The sequence below is a fragment of the Paracraurococcus lichenis genome, from assembly GCF_030657435.1.
In the GTDB taxonomy this organism is placed as follows: Bacteria; Pseudomonadota; Alphaproteobacteria; order Acetobacterales; family Acetobacteraceae; genus Paracraurococcus; species Paracraurococcus lichenis.
This window is the reverse complement of the sequence record NZ_JAUTWS010000028.1, coordinates 14,193-33,832: the sequence shown is the minus strand read 5'-3', so window position 1 is coordinate 33,832 and position 19,640 is coordinate 14,193. Positions and strand designations below refer to the sequence as shown.

The window sequence follows — 19,640 nt, the reverse complement described above, 5'->3', positions numbered from 1 at the left end:
CTATTTCTCCGAGTTTGGCACGCGGCTACACCGGCGCCCATGACCAAGGACGACGAGGACGACGACGAGGCGGGCCCGCCCGGCCTGCCGGCAGGGACGCCCTTCTACATGACGCCCACCGGCCATGCGGCGCTCGAGGCCGAACTGAAGCGCCTCTGGACCGAGGAACGGCCGAAGGTGGTTGAGGTCGTCTCCTGGGCGGCCGGCCTCGGCGACCGCTCGGAGAATGCCGATTACCAGTACGGCAAGCGCCGCCTGCGGGAGATCGACCGCCGCGTCCGCTTCCTGCGGAAGCGCCTGGAGCGGGTGCAGGTGGTCGATCCGGCCGCGCAGACCAAGCGCGGCCAGGTCTTCTTCGGCGCGACCGTCACCTATGCGCGGGAGGACGACCGCGAGGTCACCGTCACCATCGTCGGGGTGGACGAGGCCGACAGCGGGGCCGGCCGCATCTCCTGGGTCTCCCCGGTCGCCCGCGCGCTGCTGGGCGCCAGGGTGGGCGACCTCGTGAAGCTCCGCACGCCGCAGGGGACGGAGGCCATCGAGGTCGTGGAGATCCGTTATCCGCCGGCCGGCACGTCGCCGATGTGACACTTCGGTGGGCCGGCAACGGGCCGCCGCGGTCGGCGTTCCCGCCTGCATGAGCGAACCGGCCCGCCGCCCCGCCCCGCCCCGTTTCCAGGACCACGGGGCGGCGACGCTGCCGGCCGTGACCGTGGACACCTACAACGCCGAATTGCGGACGCCAGAGGGCTTCCTCGGCGACCGCGCCAGCAGCCGCGCCTTCCGCGCCATCCTCGACGATTGGCGGAAGACCCTGCGCCAGGCCGGCGAGGCCGACCCGCTGGGCGAGGCGAAGACCATCGACATCCCGCGCAAGCGGCTGGACGAGTTGCTGGCGAGCGGCGAGCCGGAGGTCGCGGGCCTCGTCCACAGCGTGGTGGAGGAGTTCGCCCAGTCGCTCGCCACCGTCATCCGCGCCCTGCTCGAGGAGAAGGCCTGGCGCGGCACGGAGCGGATCGCCATCGGCGGCGGCATGCGCGGCAACCGGGTGGGAGAGCTGGCGATCGGTCGCGCCTCCATGCTGCTGAAGGCGGAGAAGGTGGAGATCGACCTCGTCCCCATCCGCCACGACCCGGACGAGGCCGGCATGATCGGCGCCGTCCACCTCGCCCCGCCCTGGATCTTCCGCGGGCACGATGCGCTGCTGGCGATCGACATCGGCGGTTCCAACATGCGCGCGGGACTGGTGCGGCCGCATCTGAAGAAGGCTTCCGACCTGTCGGAAGCCTGCATCTGGGAATGCGACATCTGGCGCCACCGGGACGACAAGCCGGCGCGGGAGGCGGCGATCGACCGGCTCTGCGCCATGCTGCTGGACCTGGTGCGCAAGGCCGAGAAGCGGGAGCTGCACCTCGCGCCCTTCATCGGCGTCGGCTGTCCCGGCCGCATCCTGCCGGACGGCAGCATCGAGACGGGCGCCCAGAACCTGCCGGGCAATTGGGAGAGCAGCCGCTTCAACCTGCCAGAACGGCTGCTGGCCGCGGTGCCCGAGATCGACGGGCATGAGACGGTGATCGCCATGCACAACGACGCCGTCGTGCAGGGGCTGAGCCAGGTGCCCTGGATGCGGGACGTGACGCATTGGGGCGTGCTGACGATCGGCACGGGCCTCGGGAACGCGCGGTTCACCAATCGGGCGCGCTGAGGCCGGGTTGCCACCGTGCCCACCCCGGCCGACAAATCGGGCCGAGGAACGGGACAGCGGGACCAGGACACGATGCCGGACATGCCCATGCACCACCCGGAGGCGCCCGAGGCTGTGCTCGCCGCGCTGGAGGCCGCCGCGCGACGGGTGGAGACGCCCTGCGGTGCGGGCAGCATGGCCTGGCGCCTCTGGGGAGAGGGCGAGCCCCTGGTGTTGTTCCACGGCGGCAGCGGCTCCTGGCGGCACTGGGCGCGCAATATCCCGCGCCTCGCACGGCACCGCCTCGTTGTCTGCCCGGACCTGCCCGGCCTCGGCGAGAGCGCGATGCCGCCGCCGGCCGAGACCCCTGCCCCGGTCGCCACTCTGGTGCGCGAGGGGCTGGCAGGCATCCTCGGCCCCGGCACGCGCTACGACCTCTGCGGCTTCTCCTTCGGCGCGCTGCTCGCTGGCCATGTCGCCGCCCAGGCCGGGGAGGAGCTGCGCAGCGTCACCCTGGTCGGCGCCGGCGCGCTCGGCCTGAAGCGGCAGGTGACGGAGCTGGTGAAGGTCCGCAGCGTGGAGGGCGAGGTGCGCATCGCCGCGCACCGGCACAATCTGGCCTCGCTGATGTTCGCGGACGCGCGCAACATCGACCCGCTCGCGCTCGCCATCCAGGAGGCCAATACCCAGGCCGCCCGCTTCAAGAGCCGCGGCTTCGCCAGCAGCACCTCGCTGAAGGACGCCGTCGCCCGCGCGCGCTGCCCCGTCGCGCTGCTCTATGGCGAGCGCGACGCCATCGCCTGGCCGGAGGTCGAGCTGCGCTTCCAGGCGCTGCGGGAGGTGCAGCCGGAGGCCTGGACCGGCATCATCCCCGGCGCCGGCCACTGGGTGGCCTATGAGGCCGCCGAGGCCTTCAACGCCATGCTGCTCGACATGCTGCGGCGGCGCATCGGCTTGTAGCCGCCGCGCGCGGCATGGCATTACCCCCGGGAAGCGGAGACCGCCATGACCGGGACGCGATTCACCACGGGACGCCGCCTGCTCCTCGCTGCCGGCGCGGGGCTGGCGGCATGGCCGGCGCGGGCGCAATGGGTGCCGCCGCGCCAGGTGCGGCTGGTGGTGCCCTTCACCCCGGGCGGCGGCGCCGACACCACGGCGCGGCTCTTCGCACCCGCCTTCTCGACCGTGCTCGGCCAGCCCTGCGTCGTGGAGAATCGCGGCGGCGCCGGCGGCACCATCGGCGCGCAGGAGGTCGCGCGCAGTGCGCCGGACGGCACGACGCTGATGGTGGATGCCGCCAACCAGGCGGTCGCGCCCTTCATCTTCCGCAATCTCGGCTTCGACTACGCCACGGCCTTCACCCCCATCAGCCGCGTCACGGTCTATCCGCTGGTGCTGGTCGTCAGGCCCGACAGCCCCTTCCGCAACCTGGCCGACCTGCTGAACCGGGCGAAGGGCGCGCCGGGACGGGTCAGCTACTCTTCCTCCGGCAATGCCGTCTCCAACCACATCGCGACAGCGGTGCTGGCCAGCCGCGCCAAGGTGGAGTTCACCCATGCGCCCTATCGCGGCGGCGGGCCGGCGCTGCAGGCGGTGCTGGCGGGCGACGTCGATTTCGGCTTCGCCACCGTCGCCTCCGCCGCCGCCCTGGTGCTGGACGGCAGGCTGCGGGCGCTCGCCGCCTCCACCGCGCAGCGCGTCGCCGCGCTGTCCGACGTGCCGACCGTCGCCGAGCAGGGCTTCCCGGGCTACGACCAGGCGGAGTGGAACGGCGTCTACGGCCCGGCCGGCCTGCCGGAGGCGGCGGTGGTGCGGGTCCACGAGGCCTGCCGGGCCGCGCTCGCCGATCCGGGCGTGCAGCAGCGGCTGGCGGCGATCGGCGCGATCGGCCTCGGGACCGCCCCGGCCGACTTCGCCGCCTATCTCAGCCGCGAACGCGCGGCGATGGAGGTGCTGGTGCGCGAGGCCGGGATCACCGCGGACTGACGGCGCGGCCTCTCGGAAGCCGCGCGGTGCGCTGACCGGCAGACGTCGGGGCCATGCCCCATCGGCCTCAGCGCGCCGGCGGCATCAGCCCTTCCCAGCGCTCCACGTCGCGCACGACGTAGCGCGCCGATTCCTCGGGCGGCGTCGCCAGCACGCGGTCCACGCCGAGTTCGGTCCATTTGCGCCGGATGGCCTCCGTCCCCTGCACCCTGGCGATCGCCGCATGCAGCGCCTGCTGGATCGGCGCCGGCGTCGCGCTCGGCACGAAGACCGCCTGCCAGACCACCATCTCGGCATCCACGCCGATCTCGCGCCAGGTCGGCACCTCGGGCGCCGCGGCGCTGCGCTGCGGCGAGGTGACGGCGAAGGCGCGCGCCTGGCCGCCCTTGGCCGTCTGCAGCCCGGTCAGCGCGATGTCGTAGACCAGCGCGATGCGCCCGGCGGCGAGGTCGAGCGTCGCCGGCGCGCCGCCGCGATAGGGGATCTCGTTCATCGCGAGTCCCGTCGCCTTCAGGAACAGCAGCGCCGCCATGCCGAGCGTGCCGCCGCCGCCGGTGCTCCCGTAGTCGTACTTCCCAGGCTCCGCCTTGATCTTCGCCAGGAACTCCCGCCCGTCCTGTGCCGGGAAGCCGTTCGCCACCAGCATCACCATTGGCATCTCCGACAGGATGGCGACGGGCGAGAGCTGCCGGATCGGGTCGATCGCGGCATTCGGCACCACCACGCGCAGCACCGCATGGCTGGTGTTGTTGAAGAGGAGGGTATGGCCGTCGGCCGGCGCGCGGGCGACGAACTCGGCGGCGATCATGCCGGCGGCGCCGACGCGGTTCTCGACGACCACCGGCTGCGGCAGGACCTGGCCCAGCGCCTCCGCCAGCACCCGCGCGCCGACATCGGTGGCGCCGCCGGCGGTATAGGGCACCACCAGGCGCACCGGCCGGTCCGGCCAGGTCTGGGCGGCGGCCGGCACGGCCAGCAGCAGCAGGGCCGCGAGGGCCTGGGCAAGTCTCCGCGTCATCTGTTCACTCCCGGCCCCGCCCGCCTGCGGGCGGCATGGACGCCCGCCTTGCTGCGGCGGGTTGCCGGGAGACTAGGACGGAACCGAGCCGGGGGGAATTCGCGCCAGGGGCGCCGCGACGCGCAACGCCGCACACGCGGCGCGAGGACGCTCCAAGGACGGCCCGCCCGGTCAGGCGGGCACGGGGACCGGCCAGCGGATCTCCGCCTCGGCCGCCGCATGCTCGAAGGCCGGACGGGCGAAGTAGAAGCCCTGCATGTAGCGCGCCCCCGCCGCGGCCAGCGCCGCCACCTCGCCCGCCGTCTCCACGCCCTCGAGCACCATCTTCACGCCGATCTCGGCGCCGATGCGCAGCAGCCCCGCGACCACGGCGAGCCGCGTCCGGTCGGTGTCGCAGTCCTGCACGAGGATGCGGTCCAGCTTGACGATGTCGGGCCGCAACTGGACCAGCCGGGCCAGGCCGGAATGGGCGGTGCCGAAATCGTCGAGCGCCACGCGGAAGCCGTGCCGGCGGTACTCGGCGATGATCCCCAGCAGGTGCGGCGTGTTGACGATCTCCTCGGACTCGACGATCTCGAAGGTCAGGCGGTGCAGCGGGAGGCCGGTGCGGGCGGCGGTGCGGAGCGTGGTCTGGATGCAGGCCCGTGGCTCGTAGACCGCATTGGGCAGGAAGTTGATGTTGAGCTGCCGGTCGATGCCAAGCCGGGCCGCGAGTTCGATCGCCTTCACCCGGCAGGCCTGGTCGAAGGCATAGCGGTTGGCGGGCGTCACCTGCGTCAGCACGTGTTGGGCCCCCTCGCCATCCGGACCGCGCACCAGCGCCTCATAGGCATCGATGCGGTTCTCCTGCAGGTCCACCACCGGCTGGAAGGCGACGGAGAAGGGAAAGACCGTCGCGCCCTCCCGGCAGGCGCCGCAGGCGGACCGGCCGGCCTCGCCACGCAGCAGCGGGATCAGGTGCGGGTTCACCGCGTCGCCGCGCCCGGGCCGGCGCCGCTCGGATGGCTGCGGGCCGGGTTCGGCCGCTGCCTCGATCGTCGGGGCGACGGTGGGGTCCTGATCCTGGTTCACCTGCTGCTCCCACACCGCACGGCCCGCCATCCGGCACCTCGTCTGGATCGCCGGGAGCCCGTTTATGACACGGCCTGGCGCGGTCCCCGCGGGCGGCGGTGCCTCAGAGCGGCCGGCATGGAGGCCGACCGGGATGGCGCGTCGCTTGGCGCGCAACCGCGGGGCCCTCGGCACTGCGGACGCGATGACGACCCGCAGAGGTCGGGATGTCTGCCGGTGCGTATCATGCCGGAGCCTGCGCATTCGATGCGGCCCGGGACGACTTTGCTAGTAGTGCGCGCCAGACGGATGGTGCCGGTCTGGACAGGTAAGTTCCGCGCCCAACCACTCTGTCCCGGGCGCCACTGAGAGGCAGCGAATCCCGATTTCAAGGCGCTGGCGCCGATGAGATTCGACGCCAAACCAGTCGTCGAGCGACCGGCACTCCGTCCCGTTCCGTCGTGAAGCCGAGGATCAGGTCGTCGCCCTCGAAGGCGAAGCTGCGCCGCAGTTCGCCCGACGCGTTGGTCCCGTTGAGCGAGCCGGCGACCCGGTGGGTGATGATGCCGTGCCCGGCGTCCACGCGGTAGGTCCCGAAATAGGCGGAGTACTGCGGCTGCACGGCGGACGCACTCGCCCGGCCTCCGGCCTCGTTGCGGGCCTCGTGCATCAGCAGGGCCACCACATTGCCCGTGGCATCGTAGGCGAGACGCCCCGCCGGGGTACCCCAGGGCTCGATGGTGCGGTCGTCCGGGTAGGTCCAGGCCATGGAGACCAGCTCCCACGTGCCGACAACCGAGGAGGTCTCGGGTCGAGTTCGGTCACCGTCGTGATTCGTCATGGCCGCTGCTCCTCGCACGTCGGCACGTAAACACGGCACGGCAAGCCGGAAAGCGGAACCTGCTTCCGGCGGGAAGCCGCTTCTCCCGGCGGGACTCTTCCGTCAGGCGCCATCCGCCAGACCGGGGTCGGTCCGCGTCAGGCGAAGCCGTAGAGCCGCGCCGGATTGTCCACCAGGATCCTGCGGCGCGTCGCCGCATCCGGCGCCCATTTTGCGAGCTGGTTGAACAACCGCCCGTCGTCGATCGGCAGGGGCTCGGAGATCTCGGTCGCCGGCTTCCCCGACGCGCTGTTGGTGTGCGGCCAGTCGGTGCCCCAGAGGATGCGGTCCGGATTGGCGGCGATCAGCGCCCGGGCCAGCGGCGCGGCATCGGCGAAGTCGGGCGCGGCGTCGCTGCTGCGATAGGCGCCGGAGATCTTCACATAGGCCTTGCCCGACCTGACCAGGTCCAGCAGCGCCGCGAAGCCGGGCTGCGAGACGCCGCGCCCGGCCCGCGCCCCGCCGAAATGGTCCACCACCAGCGGCACCGGCATCCGCGCCAGCTCGTCCTTCAGCGCCTCGATGATCGAGAGGCGCGTATAGGCCTGCACGTGCCAGCCGCGGGCCTGCACCTGCTCCACCGCCGCCTTCAGCTTCTGCGCCGAGGCCGCGGGGTCCACCACCCCGGCAGTCTCGAGGTTCACCCGCACGCCGCGGATGCCGCCCTGATGCAGTTCCTCCATCTGCGCCGGCGTGGTCTTCGCGTCGATGACGGCGAGGCCGCGGGCGCGCTGCGGGCCGAGTTCGCGGATGCCGTCGAGCGTCGCGCGGTTGTCCGTGCCGTAGACGCTGGGCTGCACGATCACCACGCGGTCGAGATGCAGGTCGCGCTGGAGCTGCAGCAGATCCGCCGGCGTGGCGACGGGCGGGGTATAGGTGCGGCCCGCGAAGAGGGGGAAGCGCGCCGGGTCGGGGAAAACATGGACGTGGCAGTCGCAGGCGCCGCGCGGCACCTCGAGATCCGGGACGGTGCGCACCGCGGCGCGCGCCCGGGACGAGGCTGCCACGGCGCCGAGCGCCGTCGCCTGCAGGATGCTGCGTCGTGTGGTCATGGAGTCCCTCCGCCTCCCGCATCCGGGCGGACCCGCCCGGCGCGGGTTGCGGAGCAGCTTGCGCCCGGCCCGCCCCCGGGCGCAACGCGCAGGCCTTGTCGGGAGGGCCGGGTCAGACCTCCACGCCCCTCGCGGCATTGCCGCGAACCGCTCCGGTCGTCGCGCCGCTCACACCCAGGCGGCGGCATGCGTCCCGAGCGGCACCGGCGGCAGCGCCCAATAAGGCGGCGTCTCCGGCAGCCGTCCGGAATGGCGGAGCGACGTCAGCCGGCCGAAGCCGCTCGGCATCTGTTCCAGCAAGTCGCCCAGTTCCTCCATCTTCGGCACCGGCATCCCGAAGGCGCCCTCGATCCGCCCGAGGCCCCGCAGCCATTGCGCCGTGCCGGCCAGCGAGACGCGGACTAGCCAGGACCCGCCCTCCTCCGCCCGCCGCAGCAGCGCCGCCAGGGCGCCGAAGGCGAGCAGGAAGCCGGAGGCATGGTCGAGCGCCTGGCAGGGCAGCACACGGGGCGCGGGGTCGGCCGGCTCGGCGTCGGCGGCGACGGCCTCGGCATGGTTGAAGCCGCTCGCGGTCTGCACCAGCGAATCGAAGCCCCGCCGCCCGCCCCAGGGCCCGACCTCGCCATAGGCCGAGAGGGAGACGCAGACGATGCCCGGCCGCGCGGCCGCCAGCGCCTCCGGCGCGAAGCCATGGCCGGCGACCGCGCCGGGCCGGTAGCCCTGGAGGAAGATGTCGGCCCCGGCGGCGAGGCCGCGCAACGTCGCCCGCCCCGCCTCCGTCCGCAGGTCGAGCGCGGCGGTCCGCTTGCCGCGGCCGGTATCCGGCAACAGGTCGTCGAAGCTGGGCAGATGGGCGGCGCTGATATGCAGCACATCGGCCCCATGGGCGGCCAGCGTCCGGCCGCAGACCGGCCCGGCGATGACGCGCGTCGCCTCCAGCACCCGGATGCCCTCCAGCGGGCGGGCGCCGGCGTTCGGCAGCGGCACGGGCGGCGCCTCGGCGATTCGCTCGATCCGCAGCGGTGGCAGCGCGGCCACCGCCCGGCCCTGCGGATGCGCGTCCCATTCGGCGAAGCTGCGCATGGCGGCGACGCACATCCCGGCCTCGGCGGCGGATTGCTCGAAGGCGAAGCCCTCCCAGTCCTGCAGCGCCTTGCCCACTGCCGCCCGCGTGCCCTCGCAGCCCAGCAGGCGGAGCACGCCGGCGCGGTGGTGCGGGAAGTTGGTGTGCAGCCGCACCCAGCGGCCGTCGCCGCAGCGATAGGTGCCGGCGATGTCGTCCCAGTGCGCCGGCGCCGCCGTCCCGTCGAGCCTCAGGTAGCGCTCGGAGGCGAATTCCAGCGCGGCGTGGCGCATGTCGACCGCCGCCGCCTGGGCCGGGCCGCCGCGGCGCCGATGGATTTCGGCCACCGCCGCCGTGGCCGCGGCGATGCTGGCCTGCGCCGCCGCGCCGATGCGGAAGGAGGAGGGCAGCGCCGGCTCCTCCCCCGCCAGCAGCGCCGGCGCCGCGCCGGCCAGGCCCGCGCGCTGCCACAGCGCCTCCAGGATCTCCCGCGGCGACGGATCGGACATGGCTCTCTCCTCCTCGAAGGGAGCCTAAGCAAACCCGTCATGGTTTACCCGTGCAAACCTGAGCCGGCTTTCCCTTCCCTGGTTCGACCCTGCGCCGGGGCGAACGACAAGGGCCAGCCCAGACCCTAGCGGACCGCGCAATGGTGCGCCGCCCCGCCCGGTTACCGCTGAAACCGTTCGGATGACGTCGGATATTTACGCTCTGCGGCGGAAACGGCACCGGTGCTGCGCGTTCCTGGTGTGGGGCTGCCGTCCCGGAAGCCCCGGCAGAACCAGAATGAACGGAAACGACCATGGCCAATCAGGACAGCGCGGGTGGCGGTGGCGGCAGGAGCAATCCCGGCAATTTCGCCAATGACCGGGAGAAGGCGCGCGAGGCCGGGCGGCTCGGCGGGACCCATCAGGGCAAGGCGAACAATCCGGGCAACTTCGCCAACGACCGCCAGAAGGCCGTCGAGGCGGGGCGGAAGGGTGGCCAGCACAGCCATGGCGGCCAGCAGGGCGCGGAGAAGCAGAAGCCCATGTGAGCAGGCGGCCGGGGCCGGGCATCCCGGCTCCGGCCCCACATCGTCCTGCAGTTGCGGGCCGAATGTCGACTGGCTGACTTTTGGGGTGTCTCTCTCAATTTTTTGATCTAGGGTTGGCGTCACCATCCGATGCCGGACCCTGACGCCGCGCAATGTCTGCCCGCCCGCATGATGAGCTCCGCCGCCCCCGCCCCAGACAGTCCGGCCGCCTTGCGCGGCGGACATCCGGCGGGAAGGCGCGCGACGGATCCCGCCGGACGACGGCCTAGCGGGACCGGGGCGCGGCGGACCATGGCCAGACGCGACCGGGTTGCCCGGAGCCTCCGTTCGCCCCGGTTGCGCGCCCTGCATGCCGCCTGGTCGGCGGCACGGCCGGAGGGTGGACTGCCGCGCCTCGAGGATCTCGACCTCGACGCGCTGGAGGCGCGGGACGACCTCGCGGTCGCCATGCCCGAGCCCGGCAGGGCGCCGCTCTGCTTCCGGCTGGTCCGGGTGGGCAGCCACCTCGTCGCCCGTGCCGGGCGGCCGCTGCTGAACGAGCTCATCTGCGGCGGCGAGGACCCGCCGGGGGACCCGATCGGCGGCGCCGCCTGGGCCTATCGCCGCTGCTTCGAGACCGCGGCGCCGAGCTACGAATTCGCCCATTTCCGTTTCGGGGAGGACGGCCCGCTGCTCTTCGAGCGGTTGCTGCTGCCACTCGGCGAGCATGGCCGGCCCGCCCGCCTGCTCGCGGCCTCGCTCTTCTCCGAACCGGGCGCGGAGCCGGAGCCCGGCTGAGGGGGTTGGGCGCTGGCGGTCCCGCGGGTGTGGCGCCATATGGAAGGGCTGAGCGGCGGGAGCGCGCATGGCATGAAGGTGAATGTCGAAATCGACTGCACGCCGGAGGAGGCCCGCCGCTTCCTGGGCCTTCCCGACCTGCGGCCGATGCAGGACGCTGTCATGGCGAAGCTGCAGCAGCAGATGGTGGATGCGGTGACCGTGCTCTCGCCCGAGACCCTGCTGAAGACCTGGATGCCGCTCGCCCCGCAGACCCCGGAACAGATGCGTGACGCCATGACGGCGATGTTCCGCATGTTCACGCCCGGCGGCGGTGCGGGGTCCGGCAGGCCGGGCCAGGGCTGACGGCGCGGGGTGGAGATCGTCGAGGAGCGCAGGACCGGCCGGACCGGTGCACCGCCGGGGACCTCTCTCGGGGTGTCGCCGGCGGCGCATCGCCCGCCGCCGCTCGCCAGCGCGCGGCCGGCCGGCAGGGCCCGACGCCGCCGCAGGGGCGCGGACGGTCTTCGGCGGGGAATCGGCGCCTCGCTGCTGCTGCATGGCGGCTTCGCCCTGCTGGTCCTGCTGGCCACGCTGACCCGGCCGCGGATCGAGGAACCGGCCGCCCCCGGCGGATTCGACGTGGTCTACGAGGGCAGCGACACGGTCGCACCACTGGCGCCGGCCGAGCCCGTCCCACCCCCGGCGCCATCCCGGCCCGAGCCGGTGCCGCAGCCCCCGGCCCCGCCGGTCCCGCCCACGCCGCGTCCCCTCGCGCTGCCGCCGGCTCCGCCCCGCCTGGCGGAGGCGGTGGTGCCGCCGCCGCCCCTGCCGCCCGCCCCGGTGGAGGCGCTGCCGACCCCGCCGGCGCTCCCGGCACCGCCGCAACCCCGGCCGCAGCAGGAGGCGGCGGTCACCGCCCCGCCCCACCCGGCGCGCCCCGCGCCGGATGCGCCGTCGCAGCGCCTGCCCGGCCTGTGGCTGCCGGAAGCCGCGCGCCTCGGGACCTTCGCGCGGCCGGCCCAGCCACGCCGGGGCCTCGAACTGTCGCTCGGGACGCTGGACTTGGCGAAGCGCTTCGCGCCGGACCCGCAGGTCAGCGTGCGCGGCGCGCCGGTCAGCGATGGCTGGCTGGACGATTTCCGCCGCTGGCTGAGCGACAATATCCGCTACCCCCCCAATGCCATCCTGGTCGGGGATCAGGGCGTGAACCGGATCCGGCTGGAGGTCGGGCCCGATGGCCGGGTGCGCGGCGCGCGGTTGCTGCGCCGCTCCGGCTCGGTCTGGCTGGACGCCGGGCTGGAGCTGCCCTTCCGCAACGCGGTCCTGCCGCCCTTCCCGCCTGGTGCCGACCCGAGCGGCGTGGAGGTCGACCTGACCATGTACTGGCACCTGATCCGTCGCTAGACCTCTGGCGGAGATCCCGTCCCGGTGGCGGGCCCAGGCGGGTTGCGCCGCAGTGGCCTCGGCCCTGCCGCGCCGCAGCACGCCTCGGGAGCCAGCATGGCGTCCGGACGTTCTCGGCAGGGTTGCTGCCTCGGGCGGCCGGGATCGTTGCATCGTCGTGACGCAGCGGACGCATTTCGCTGGACCCGCGCCATGCTGCGGTGCAACATAGAACTGCGAGGAAGGAACGCCTAACCCATGACCGTGGTCACTCCGCCCCCGGCCCGCGAGCTGCTGCTGCGCGGGGCCGAAACCATGTCCCGCGTGATGGACCAGGCGCGCGCGCTGGCCGATGTCGCCCGCCGGCAGGCCGAGGCGCTGCGGCCGAGCCTCGCACCGCTGCAGGCCCCGCCGCCGCCGGCCAACCCGCTCGCCCTCGCCAGCGATGCCGCCGAATACGCCGTGGATGCCGCCCAGCGCGCCGCGCTCTTCTGGGACACCATGCGCCAGGCCGGGAACACCTTCGTCGAGCACGAGGGGGCCGGCTGCCCGCCGGTGCTGGTCTTCGACTACGAGATGGTGGTGGACGGCCGCACGCTGTCGCGTCCCTGCAACTACGCGCTGGTGCGCATCGCGGTGCCGGAGGACTGCCCGCCCACCGACCCGAAGCTGCGTCCCTTCGTCATCATCGACCCGCGCGCCGGGCACGGCGCCGGCATCGGCGGCTTCAAATCGGACAGCCAGGTGGGCGTCGCGCTGCGCCGCGGCCACCCCGTCTATTTCGTCATCTTCTTCCGCGACCCGGAGCCGGGGCAGACCATCCTCGACATCACCCAGGCCGAGGGCGTCTTCCTCCGCAAGGTGGCCGAGGCGCATCCGGAGGCACCGAAGCCCGTCGTCATCGGCAATTGCCAGGGCGGCTGGGCGGTGATGATGCTCGGCGCCTCGCAGCCCGAGCTGACCGGCGCGCTGGTGCTGAACGGCGCTCCGCTCTCCTACTGGGCGGGCGAGCGCGGGCGGAACCCGATGCGCTATCTCGGCGGCCTCGCCGGCGGGTCCTGGCCGGCGGCGATGCTGGCCGATCTCGGCAACGGCAAGTTCGACGGCGCCAACCTGGTGCTGAATTTCGAGAGCCTGTCGCCGGGCAACACCTGGTTCAAGAAATACTACAACCTCTTCCAGAAGGCCGACACCGAAGCCGAGCGCTTCCTGGAGTTCGAGCGCTGGTGGGGCGGCTACTTCCTGATGAACCGCGACGAGATCCGCTGGATCGTCGAGAACCTGTTCATCGGCGACCGCTTCGCCCGCGGCGAGATCAGCGCGGGCGGCGGCGCCACCTTCAACATGCGCGCCGTGCGCAGCCCGGTCATCGTCTTCGCCTCGGCCGGCGACAACATCACCCCGCCCGGCCAGGCGCTACGCTGGATCGCGGACGTGTACCGCGACGAGCAGGAGATCAAGGCGCTCGGGCAGACCATCGTCTACCTGATGCATGACGACATCGGGCATCTCGGCATCTTCGTCTCCGGCGCCGTGGCGCTGAAGGAGCACAGCTCGATCGCCGAGACGCTGACGCTGATCGACAGCGTGGCGCCCGGCCTCTACGAGATGATGCTGACGCGCGAGCCCGGCAGCAATTCCTGGCAGGTTGAGCTCAAGGAGCGGACCATGGCCGATATCCGCGCCCGCAGCGGGGAGGCGAAGAACGAGGCCTTCCCGGCGGTCGCCAAGATCTCGGCGCTGAACCAGTCGCTCTACGACCTCTTCGCCGCGCCGGTCATCCGCCAGGTCGCGACCGAGGAGACGGCGGAGGCGCGCCGCCAGATGCATCCGCTGCGGCTGCGCCGCACGCTGATCAGCGACCAGAACCCCCTGATGGCGCCGGTCAAGGGCATGGCCGAGATGGCGCGCCGGAACCGGGCGCCGGCGCGCAGCGACAACCCCTTCCTCGCCTGGGAGCGGCTCTGGGCCGATGGCATCGAGCGCAGCTTCGATGCCTGGCGCGACTGGCGCGATGCCTGGACCGAGCTGGCCTTCCATGGGGTCTACGGCATGCTGGCCGCGGCGGGCGTCGCGGGCGGCGAGACGCCGGAGGAGCCGCCCTCCGCGGCGGCGCTCGCGGATGCGCCGGAGGTGCGGCAGGCGCTCTCCCGCATCGCGGCCGGCGGCTATGCCGAGGCCGTGGTGCGCATGATGATCCTGCTGGCGCAGGCGCGCGGCGGCGTGCGGCGCTCGCGCCTCGCGCGCTCCAACGCCATGATGCAGAACGAGCCGCCCTTCAGCGACATGACCGCGAGCGCGCGGCAGGCGCTGATCCGCGAGCAGACGGTGATCGCCAGCATGGCGCCGGCGGAGGCGCTGAGCGCGCTTCCGAAGCTGCTGCCGAAGCTCGCCGACCGGCGGAAGGCCATGCGGACCGTCGAGGACGTGGCGGGGCCGGAGGATGAGCTGGGCGAGGCCGCGCAGGCGATGCTCGCGCAGCTCCGCAGCGCGCTGGGCCTGTCCGGCGGGCTGGTGCCGGTGGGCTTCGAGCAGGTGGCGATCCCGTCGGACTGACCGGGGCGGGAACCGCGAGGTCGGGCGCATGAGGCGCGCCCGACCTTCTCCCGCGGCTAGGCAGACTTTCGCGGGTTGGGCCACACGTCTTGCGGCCCAACCCTTTGAAGCGAAAGCCTGCTTAGGGTTTTATGACAGCGCAAACCCGAAGGGGTTTGCTCAGGCCGCCAGCCGCGCCGCCGGCACCCGCCGCATGGCACCGCCCGGCGTCGCGCCAGGGACCGAAGCGGCGAGGTCGGCGGCGGCCAGCAGCTTCGCCCAGTCGACGCCGGTCTCGACGCCCATGCGGCGGAACAGCCAGACCACGTCCTCCATCGCCACGTTGCCGGTCGCACCCGGCGCGAAGGGGCAGCCGCCGATGCCGCCCGAGGCCGCGTCGAAGATGCGGCACCCCGCCTCCCAGGCCGCGGTGACATTGGCGATGCCCATGCCGTAGGTGTCGTGGCCGTGGTAGGCGAAGCGCTTGCCCCAGGCCGCGTGCGCATGCTCGAAGACCCGCCGCACCTGGTCGGGGCTGGCATTACCGGTGGTATCCGCCAGCGCGATCTCCATCTCCGGGTCCAGCGCCACCACCCGCTCGATGACGTCCAGCGCGTCCTGCTCCGGTACCACGCCCTCGAAGGGGCAGTGGAAGGTGCAGGAGAGATTGAAGCGGATCTTCGTGCCCTTCGGCGCCTCGCGGACGATGGCGGCAAGGTCGGCGAAGCTCTCTTCACGCGTGCGGTTCAGGTTCGCCTTGTTGTGGCTCTCCGTCACCGACATGAAGAGGCCGAGCCGATCGGCGCCGGCATTCATCGCCGCCTCGAACCCCTTGCGATTCGGGACGAGGACCGTGCATTCGAGGCCGGCGAGCTGCTTTGCCACCTTCAGCACCTCGCCGGTATCGGCCATCTGCGGCACGGCGCGCGGGGAGACGAAGCTGCCCACCTCCATGCGCCGCAGCCCGGCCTCGTAGGTCGCGCGGACCAGGGCGATCTTGGTCTCGGTCGGCACGAAGGGGCCGATGGACTGCAGCCCGTCGCGCGGCGCGACCTCCGAAAGCTCGACGCGTTCGCTCATCCCTTCGGCTCCTCCTTCGCCAGCATTCCGAAAACCTGCTCGTTGTGCGCGCCCGCCGCGGGTCCGGTCCAGCGCACCATGTCGCGCGGGCTGACGCCGTCGAAGCGGAAGGGCGCCGCCGGGTGCAGGACGGGCCCGATCAGTGGGTCCTGCACCTGCATCACCAGTCCACGGGCGCGGAAATGCGGGTCCTCCGCGCAGTCGCGGATGTCATAGAGGCGCGAGCAGGGCACCTCGGCCTTCTCCAGGATCGCCTCTGCCTCCGCTGCCGGCAGGGTGCGGGTCCAGGCGGCGATCATGGTGTCGAGTTCGGCGACGTTCTCGCAGCGCAGTGCATTGGTGGCGAAGCGCGGCTCGGCGGCCATGTCAGGCTTGCCGATCGCCGCCATCAGCCGGCGGAAGATCAGGTCGGAATTGCCGGCGATGCAGAGCCACTTGCCATCGGCGCAAGGGTAGGTGTTGGTCGGCGCCGCGGTCTTGATCGCCGCGCCCTGCGGCTGCCGCACCCAGCCGAAGAGGCCGTATTCCGGCAGCATGCCCTCCATCAGGGAGAAGACGCTGCTGACCAGGTCCACATCGACGACGCGGCCCTTGGCGGCCGGGTCGCCCTTCACCTGCCAGCAGGCGGCGACCAGCGCCATGGCGGCATACATGCCGGCCAGGTCGTCGCTGATGGAGACGCCGCAGCGCGGCGGCGGCAGCTCGGCCTGGCCCGGATTGGCGGTGAGGTGTCGGAGGCCGCCCATCGCCTCGCCGATCGCGCCGAAGGCCGGCTTGTCGCGATAGGGGCCGTCCTGGCCGTAGCCGCTGATGCGGGCGATGACGAGGCGCGGATTGACGGCGTGCAGGTCGGCCGGGCCGAGGCCGTAGCGCTCGAGCTGGCCGGGACGGAAATTCTCGACCAGCGCGTCGGAGCGCGCCAGCAGCCGCCGCAGCTTCGCCTTGTCCGCCTCGCTCTTCAGGTTGAGCGTGACCGAGAGCTTGTTGCGGCCATGCACGCTGAACCAGACGGCATGGCCATCGACCGCCGAGCCCCAGCCGCGGACCGGGTCGCCCTCCGGCGGCTCCACCTTGATCACCTCGGCGCCCAGATCGGCCAGCAGGCGGGTGGCGAAGGGCGCGGCGATGTAGTGGCCGAGCTCAACGACCCGAAGGCCGGCGAGCGGCAGGCGGGCGGGTTCCGGCGCGGTGGCTTTCTCGGACATGGCCGGCAGGCATAGAACAGAACCACGCGCGCCGGAACAGGCTGCGGGCGACCCGCCCGCAACCGCGCGGTTCAGCGGAAGGGCATGGGCGCGCTGTTCATCGCGCGGCCCGTCGCCGCGTCCTTCTCGCTCATCCGGTTCAGGTTGGTGGTGGAGTCCGGGCCGGGCGTCGGCGAGTTCTGACCCGCCTGGGCACGCTGCAGGCTCTGGGCGTTGAGCTGGTCCGCCATATTGTCCTGTGTGCTGGCCTGTGTGCTGGCAGCCGCCGCTTTGCCGCTGCGCTTGCCGGCCGCCTCCGCGGCGCCGGCCGTCACGGCGAGCGCCGCGCCGAAGGCCAAGGCGATGCCAATTGCACGCATGCTGCGTTCCTCCCCGATCCGGCGCCCCATCTGCGCCGGACCGATCATGCCTTGCGATCCGCGGCTGCAACGTGCGCTTCACGGGGATTTGGTGCCAATACCCGGACGGCCTTGCCCGGTTCAATCGGCAGGAATGCCAGCGCAAGGCAATCCTCGCATCAGCGATGGCACCTCCGGCAGACTGCACGGCGGCACGCAACCGGGCCGGGCAGGACGCGGTGCGGCTGGAAGGCACCGCATCCTGCCCTGCAACGGCCGGGCTCCACCCCGGCCGGCGCGCGCCGGGCGGTCAGCGCATGCCGCGGCTGGTGCCGACCGGGCCGCTGCTGCCGGTGCCGCCGCCACCGCTCAGGCCCGTGCCGCCAAGGCTGCTGCCACCCATGCCGCCGCCGCCCATGGAGGAGCCGGACATGCCGCTGCCGGTGCCCGTGCCGTAGCCGGAGGTGCCCATGCCGCCGCTGCCGGACATGCCCGTGCCGGTGCCCATCATGCTGCCGGAGGAGGCGCCGCTCGCGGCGTCCTGGCCGGACTGCGCCCGCTGCAGGCTCTGGGCGTTCAGGTCGTCGGCCATGTTGTCGGTGGAGGAGGTCGCCGCCGCGCCGCGGGCCGAGGCGCCGCGATGGTGCCGCTCGGAAGCGGCATCGGCCGGCAGCGTGGCGAGGGTCAGGCCGAGCGCGGCAGCCGCCGCGACAAAACCGGAAATCCGCATCTGTGCATTCTCCCTGTCCTGGTGGCGGGGCGCGGGCGCCCCGGCCGCGGCGAGGTGCCGCGGGGCGGGAGGGGCGGACCTGCTCCCCGGTCCGGCCCCGGGCGTCGCGCCCGCGCCGGATCCCGCCGGCTGGGCAACGACCGGGCCCGCGCAGGGTTTCCCACCGGACCGTCCTGCGTCAGCATCCTCCGCATACCGTCACAGCAGGGGAGACCGCGGCCCATGCCCGAGCCGAGCACCACCAACGCCGCCCTGGCGGAGGCCGCCGGCCTCCGTCGTGCCTGGGCCGAGCACCGCGCCGATGTGGAGGCGGCGATCGCCGCCGCCGCCCGCCTGCGCAGCGGCTTCGCCCGTCCTGCCGATCCGGCGGCCGAGCCCCTGCCCGCCCACCGGGCGCCGGAGGCCGGGCGGTGACCGCCCCGCACCTCCTCCCCCTGTCCGAGGCCGCGGCGCTCATCGCCGCCCGCCGCCTCTCCCCGGTCGAACTGCTGCAGGACTGCCTCGGCCGCATCGCCGCGCTCGAGCCGCGGCTGAACGCCGTCATCCGCCTGCTGGCGGAAGAGGCCATGGCGGCGGCGCAGGCGGCCGAGGCGGAGATCGCGACCCACGGCCCGCGCTCCCCGCTGCACGGCCTGCCCGTCGGGCTGAAGGACATCATCGACCTCGCCGGCCACCCGACCACCTGCCATTCGAAGCTCTGCCTCGACCGCGTCGCGGCCGCCGACGCCGCCGTGGTGGCACGGCTGCGGGAGGCCGGGGCGGTCTTCCCGGCCAAGCTCGCCACGCATGAATTCGCCATCGGCGGCCCGGCCTTCGACCTGCCCTTCCCGCCGGCGCGCAACCCCTGGAACACCGCGCACCATCCGGGCGGCTCCTCCTCCGGCTCCGGCGCCGCGGTCGCGGCACGGATGCTGCCGGCGGCGCTCGGGACCGATACCGGCGGCTCCGTGCGGCATCCCGCGACGCATTGCGGCCTGGTCGGGCTGAAGCCGACCTATGGCCTCGTCTCCCGCCGCGGCGTCTTCCCGCTCTCCTTCACCCTCGACCATGTCGGGCCGATGACGCGGACGGTGCGGGACAATGCGCTGCTGCTGAACGCGATCGCCGGCCACGACCCGCTCGACCCCGGCAGCGCCGACCACGCGCGGGAGGACTATACGCGCGACCTGAACCGCGGCGTGCGGGGCCTGCGCATCGGCTATATCAGGCATTTCCACGAGCGCGACATCCCGGCAACGCCCGAGGTCGCGACCGCCCTCGACGCCGCGGCGGCGCTGCTGCGGGTGGAGGGCGCCGATGTGGTGGACCTGGCCCTGCCGCCGCTCGGCGAGTTCGCCGCGGTGAACCGCGCCATCATGCTGCCGGAGGCGGCCTCGGTGCACGAGACCTGGCTGCGGGAGCGGCCGGGCGACTATGCCGCCGTCACGCGCCGGCGGCTGCTGCCCGGGATGTTCATCGGCGGCGTCGACTACGTGCAGGCGCAGCGCCGGCGGCGGCAATTGACCGAGGCCGTGCAGGCGGCCTTCACGCAGGTGGACCTGCTGCTCTGCGCCAGTTCCATGGACCCGGCCAGCGCCATCGACGACGAGCCGGAGGTGGAGCGGACCTATCCGCGGCAGGCGCGCACGCCCTTCAACGTCACCGGCCATCCCGCCATCTCGGTCATGTGCGGGCAGAGCAGCGCGGCTGGCCTGCCGATCGGCATGCAGCTCGTCGGCCCCTCTTTCAGCGAGGCGCTGATCTTCCGGGCCGCCGCGGCCTATGAGCGCGCGGCACCCTGGCGGGAGATGATGCCGCAGCTCTGACGTCCGGCAGGCGCCCGGGCCTGCCGGGCGCCTGCG

The 19,640-nt window shown here is 73.2% G+C and carries 20 protein-coding genes; 11 read left to right on the top strand and 9 right to left on the bottom strand.

What is annotated here, in order from left to right; genetic code table 11:
• Positions 1-39: 39 nt before the first annotated feature.
• The 4 genes from greB (at position 40) to Q7A36_RS23835 (ending at position 3,670) form a co-directional block, all read left to right on the top strand.
• The gene (gene greB / locus Q7A36_RS23850) at positions 40-588 is read left to right on the top strand and encodes a transcription elongation factor GreB (protein ID WP_305106263.1); all 549 of its coding nucleotides are present in this window, start codon (positions 40-42) and stop codon (positions 586-588) included.
• A 49-nt stretch (positions 589-637) separates the two neighbouring features.
• On the top strand, positions 638-1,705 hold the full coding sequence (locus Q7A36_RS23845; protein ID WP_305106262.1) for a hypothetical protein: 1,068 nt from the start codon (positions 638-640) through the stop codon (positions 1,703-1,705).
• Between the two features lie 72 nt (positions 1,706-1,777).
• On the top strand, positions 1,778-2,644 hold the full coding sequence (locus Q7A36_RS23840) for an alpha/beta fold hydrolase (protein WP_305106261.1): 867 nt from the start codon (positions 1,778-1,780) through the stop codon (positions 2,642-2,644).
• Between the two features lie 45 nt (positions 2,645-2,689).
• A complete protein-coding gene (locus Q7A36_RS23835; protein WP_305106260.1) occupies positions 2,690-3,670 on the top strand; it encodes a Bug family tripartite tricarboxylate transporter substrate binding protein in 981 nt (326 codons plus the stop codon).
• A gap of 67 nt (positions 3,671-3,737) precedes the next feature.
• On the opposite strand, the gene Q7A36_RS23830 is transcribed toward Q7A36_RS23835, so the two are convergent.
• The 5 genes from Q7A36_RS23830 to Q7A36_RS23810 all read right to left on the bottom strand — a co-directional run bounded on the left by Q7A36_RS23830 (position 3,738) and on the right by Q7A36_RS23810 (position 9,242).
• Positions 3,738-4,688: a tripartite tricarboxylate transporter substrate binding protein gene (locus Q7A36_RS23830; RefSeq protein WP_305106259.1), complete on the bottom strand. Its 951-nt coding sequence runs from the start codon at positions 4,686-4,688 to the stop codon at positions 3,738-3,740.
• A 171-nt stretch (positions 4,689-4,859) separates the two neighbouring features.
• On the bottom strand, positions 4,860-5,759 hold the full coding sequence (locus Q7A36_RS23825) for an EAL domain-containing protein (protein WP_305106258.1): 900 nt from the start codon (positions 5,757-5,759) through the stop codon (positions 4,860-4,862).
• 367 nt (positions 5,760-6,126) lie between these two features.
• Positions 6,127-6,579, bottom strand: coding sequence for a lipocalin-like domain-containing protein (locus Q7A36_RS23820; RefSeq protein WP_305106257.1), 453 nt, complete (start codon positions 6,577-6,579; stop codon positions 6,127-6,129).
• Positions 6,580-6,716: 137 nt separating this feature from the next.
• Positions 6,717-7,670 (bottom strand): amidohydrolase family protein, encoded by a 954-nt coding sequence (locus tag Q7A36_RS23815; protein WP_305106256.1) that lies wholly within the window; start codon positions 7,668-7,670, stop codon positions 6,717-6,719.
• Positions 7,671-7,838: 168 nt separating this feature from the next.
• On the bottom strand, positions 7,839-9,242 hold the full coding sequence (locus tag Q7A36_RS23810; protein WP_305106255.1) for a CoA transferase: 1,404 nt from the start codon (positions 9,240-9,242) through the stop codon (positions 7,839-7,841).
• Between the two features lie 293 nt (positions 9,243-9,535).
• Between Q7A36_RS23810 and Q7A36_RS23805 the strand changes: the two genes are divergently transcribed.
• The 5 genes from Q7A36_RS23805 to Q7A36_RS23785 all read left to right on the top strand — a co-directional run bounded on the left by Q7A36_RS23805 (position 9,536) and on the right by Q7A36_RS23785 (position 14,467).
• Positions 9,536-9,769, top strand: a complete 234-nt coding sequence (locus tag Q7A36_RS23805; protein WP_305106254.1) for a con-10 family general stress protein — start codon at positions 9,536-9,538, stop codon at positions 9,767-9,769.
• Positions 9,770-10,060: 291 nt separating this feature from the next.
• Positions 10,061-10,546 (top strand): PAS domain-containing protein, encoded by a 486-nt coding sequence (locus Q7A36_RS23800; protein ID WP_305106253.1) that lies wholly within the window; start codon positions 10,061-10,063, stop codon positions 10,544-10,546.
• Between the two features lie 72 nt (positions 10,547-10,618).
• Complete coding sequence (locus Q7A36_RS23795) at positions 10,619-10,891, top strand: DUF6489 family protein (protein WP_305106252.1); 273 nt, start codon at positions 10,619-10,621, stop codon at positions 10,889-10,891.
• A gap of 9 nt (positions 10,892-10,900) precedes the next feature.
• Positions 10,901-11,932, top strand: coding sequence for a TonB family protein (locus Q7A36_RS23790; RefSeq protein ID WP_305106251.1), 1,032 nt, complete (start codon positions 10,901-10,903; stop codon positions 11,930-11,932).
• Between the two features lie 237 nt (positions 11,933-12,169).
• Positions 12,170-14,467 carry a DUF3141 domain-containing protein gene (locus tag Q7A36_RS23785; RefSeq protein ID WP_305106250.1) on the top strand — a complete coding sequence of 766 codons (2,298 nt, stop codon included), beginning with the start codon at positions 12,170-12,172 and terminating at the stop codon, positions 14,465-14,467.
• A gap of 159 nt (positions 14,468-14,626) precedes the next feature.
• Here the strand turns inward: Q7A36_RS23785 and Q7A36_RS23780 are convergent, their stop codons facing one another.
• The 4 genes from Q7A36_RS23780 to Q7A36_RS23765 form a co-directional block, all read right to left on the bottom strand.
• Positions 14,627-15,526 carry a hydroxymethylglutaryl-CoA lyase gene (locus tag Q7A36_RS23780; RefSeq protein WP_305106249.1) on the bottom strand — a complete coding sequence of 300 codons (900 nt, stop codon included), beginning with the start codon at positions 15,524-15,526 and terminating at the stop codon, positions 14,627-14,629.
• Positions 15,523-16,731, bottom strand: coding sequence for a CaiB/BaiF CoA transferase family protein (locus Q7A36_RS23775; RefSeq protein ID WP_305106248.1), 1,209 nt, complete (start codon positions 16,729-16,731; stop codon positions 15,523-15,525). Before Q7A36_RS23775 ends, Q7A36_RS23780 begins: the two co-directional genes overlap by 4 nt.
• A 71-nt stretch (positions 16,732-16,802) precedes the next feature.
• Positions 16,803-17,138 (bottom strand): hypothetical protein, encoded by a 336-nt coding sequence (locus Q7A36_RS23770; protein ID WP_305106247.1) that lies wholly within the window; start codon positions 17,136-17,138, stop codon positions 16,803-16,805.
• A 241-nt stretch (positions 17,139-17,379) separates the two neighbouring features.
• Complete coding sequence (locus Q7A36_RS23765; RefSeq protein WP_305106246.1) at positions 17,380-17,799, bottom strand: hypothetical protein; 420 nt, start codon at positions 17,797-17,799, stop codon at positions 17,380-17,382.
• Positions 17,800-18,021: 222 nt separating this feature from the next.
• Between Q7A36_RS23765 and Q7A36_RS23760 the strand changes: the two genes are divergently transcribed.
• Positions 18,022-18,213, top strand: coding sequence for a hypothetical protein (locus tag Q7A36_RS23760; protein ID WP_305106245.1), 192 nt, complete (start codon positions 18,022-18,024; stop codon positions 18,211-18,213).
• Positions 18,210-19,604, top strand: coding sequence for an amidase (locus tag Q7A36_RS23755; protein WP_305106244.1), 1,395 nt, complete (start codon positions 18,210-18,212; stop codon positions 19,602-19,604). Before Q7A36_RS23760 ends, Q7A36_RS23755 begins: the two co-directional genes overlap by 4 nt.
• Positions 19,605-19,640: the final 36 nt, after the last annotated feature.

What these genes read in the sequence shown, in the direction of transcription:
- greB (WP_305106263.1), top strand. Translation starts at nt 40, where the DNA reads ATGACCAAGGACGACGAGGACGACGACGAGGCGGGCCCGCCCGGCCTG.
- Q7A36_RS23845 (WP_305106262.1), top strand. Translation starts at nt 638, where the DNA reads ATGAGCGAACCGGCCCGCCGCCCCGCCCCGCCCCGTTTCCAGGACCAC.
- Q7A36_RS23840 (WP_305106261.1), top strand. Translation starts at nt 1,778, where the DNA reads ATGCCGGACATGCCCATGCACCACCCGGAGGCGCCCGAGGCTGTGCTC.
- Q7A36_RS23835 (WP_305106260.1), top strand. Translation starts at nt 2,690, where the DNA reads ATGACCGGGACGCGATTCACCACGGGACGCCGCCTGCTCCTCGCTGCC.
- Q7A36_RS23830 (WP_305106259.1), bottom strand. Translation starts at nt 4,688, where the DNA reads ATGACGCGGAGACTTGCCCAGGCCCTCGCGGCCCTGCTGCTGCTGGCC.
- Q7A36_RS23820 (WP_305106257.1), bottom strand. Translation starts at nt 6,579, where the DNA reads ATGACGAATCACGACGGTGACCGAACTCGACCCGAGACCTCCTCGGTT.
- Q7A36_RS23815 (WP_305106256.1), bottom strand. Translation starts at nt 7,670, where the DNA reads ATGACCACACGACGCAGCATCCTGCAGGCGACGGCGCTCGGCGCCGTG.
- Q7A36_RS23810 (WP_305106255.1), bottom strand. Translation starts at nt 9,242, where the DNA reads ATGTCCGATCCGTCGCCGCGGGAGATCCTGGAGGCGCTGTGGCAGCGC.
- Q7A36_RS23805 (WP_305106254.1), top strand. Translation starts at nt 9,536, where the DNA reads ATGGCCAATCAGGACAGCGCGGGTGGCGGTGGCGGCAGGAGCAATCCC.
- Q7A36_RS23800 (WP_305106253.1), top strand. Translation starts at nt 10,061, where the DNA reads ATGGCCAGACGCGACCGGGTTGCCCGGAGCCTCCGTTCGCCCCGGTTG.
- Q7A36_RS23795 (WP_305106252.1), top strand. Translation starts at nt 10,619, where the DNA reads ATGAAGGTGAATGTCGAAATCGACTGCACGCCGGAGGAGGCCCGCCGC.
- Q7A36_RS23785 (WP_305106250.1), top strand. Translation starts at nt 12,170, where the DNA reads ATGACCGTGGTCACTCCGCCCCCGGCCCGCGAGCTGCTGCTGCGCGGG.
- Q7A36_RS23780 (WP_305106249.1), bottom strand. Translation starts at nt 15,526, where the DNA reads ATGAGCGAACGCGTCGAGCTTTCGGAGGTCGCGCCGCGCGACGGGCTG.
- Q7A36_RS23775 (WP_305106248.1), bottom strand. Translation starts at nt 16,731, where the DNA reads ATGTCCGAGAAAGCCACCGCGCCGGAACCCGCCCGCCTGCCGCTCGCC.
- Q7A36_RS23770 (WP_305106247.1), bottom strand. Translation starts at nt 17,138, where the DNA reads ATGATCGGTCCGGCGCAGATGGGGCGCCGGATCGGGGAGGAACGCAGC.
- Q7A36_RS23765 (WP_305106246.1), bottom strand. Translation starts at nt 17,799, where the DNA reads ATGCGGATTTCCGGTTTTGTCGCGGCGGCTGCCGCGCTCGGCCTGACC.
- Q7A36_RS23760 (WP_305106245.1), top strand. Translation starts at nt 18,022, where the DNA reads ATGCCCGAGCCGAGCACCACCAACGCCGCCCTGGCGGAGGCCGCCGGC.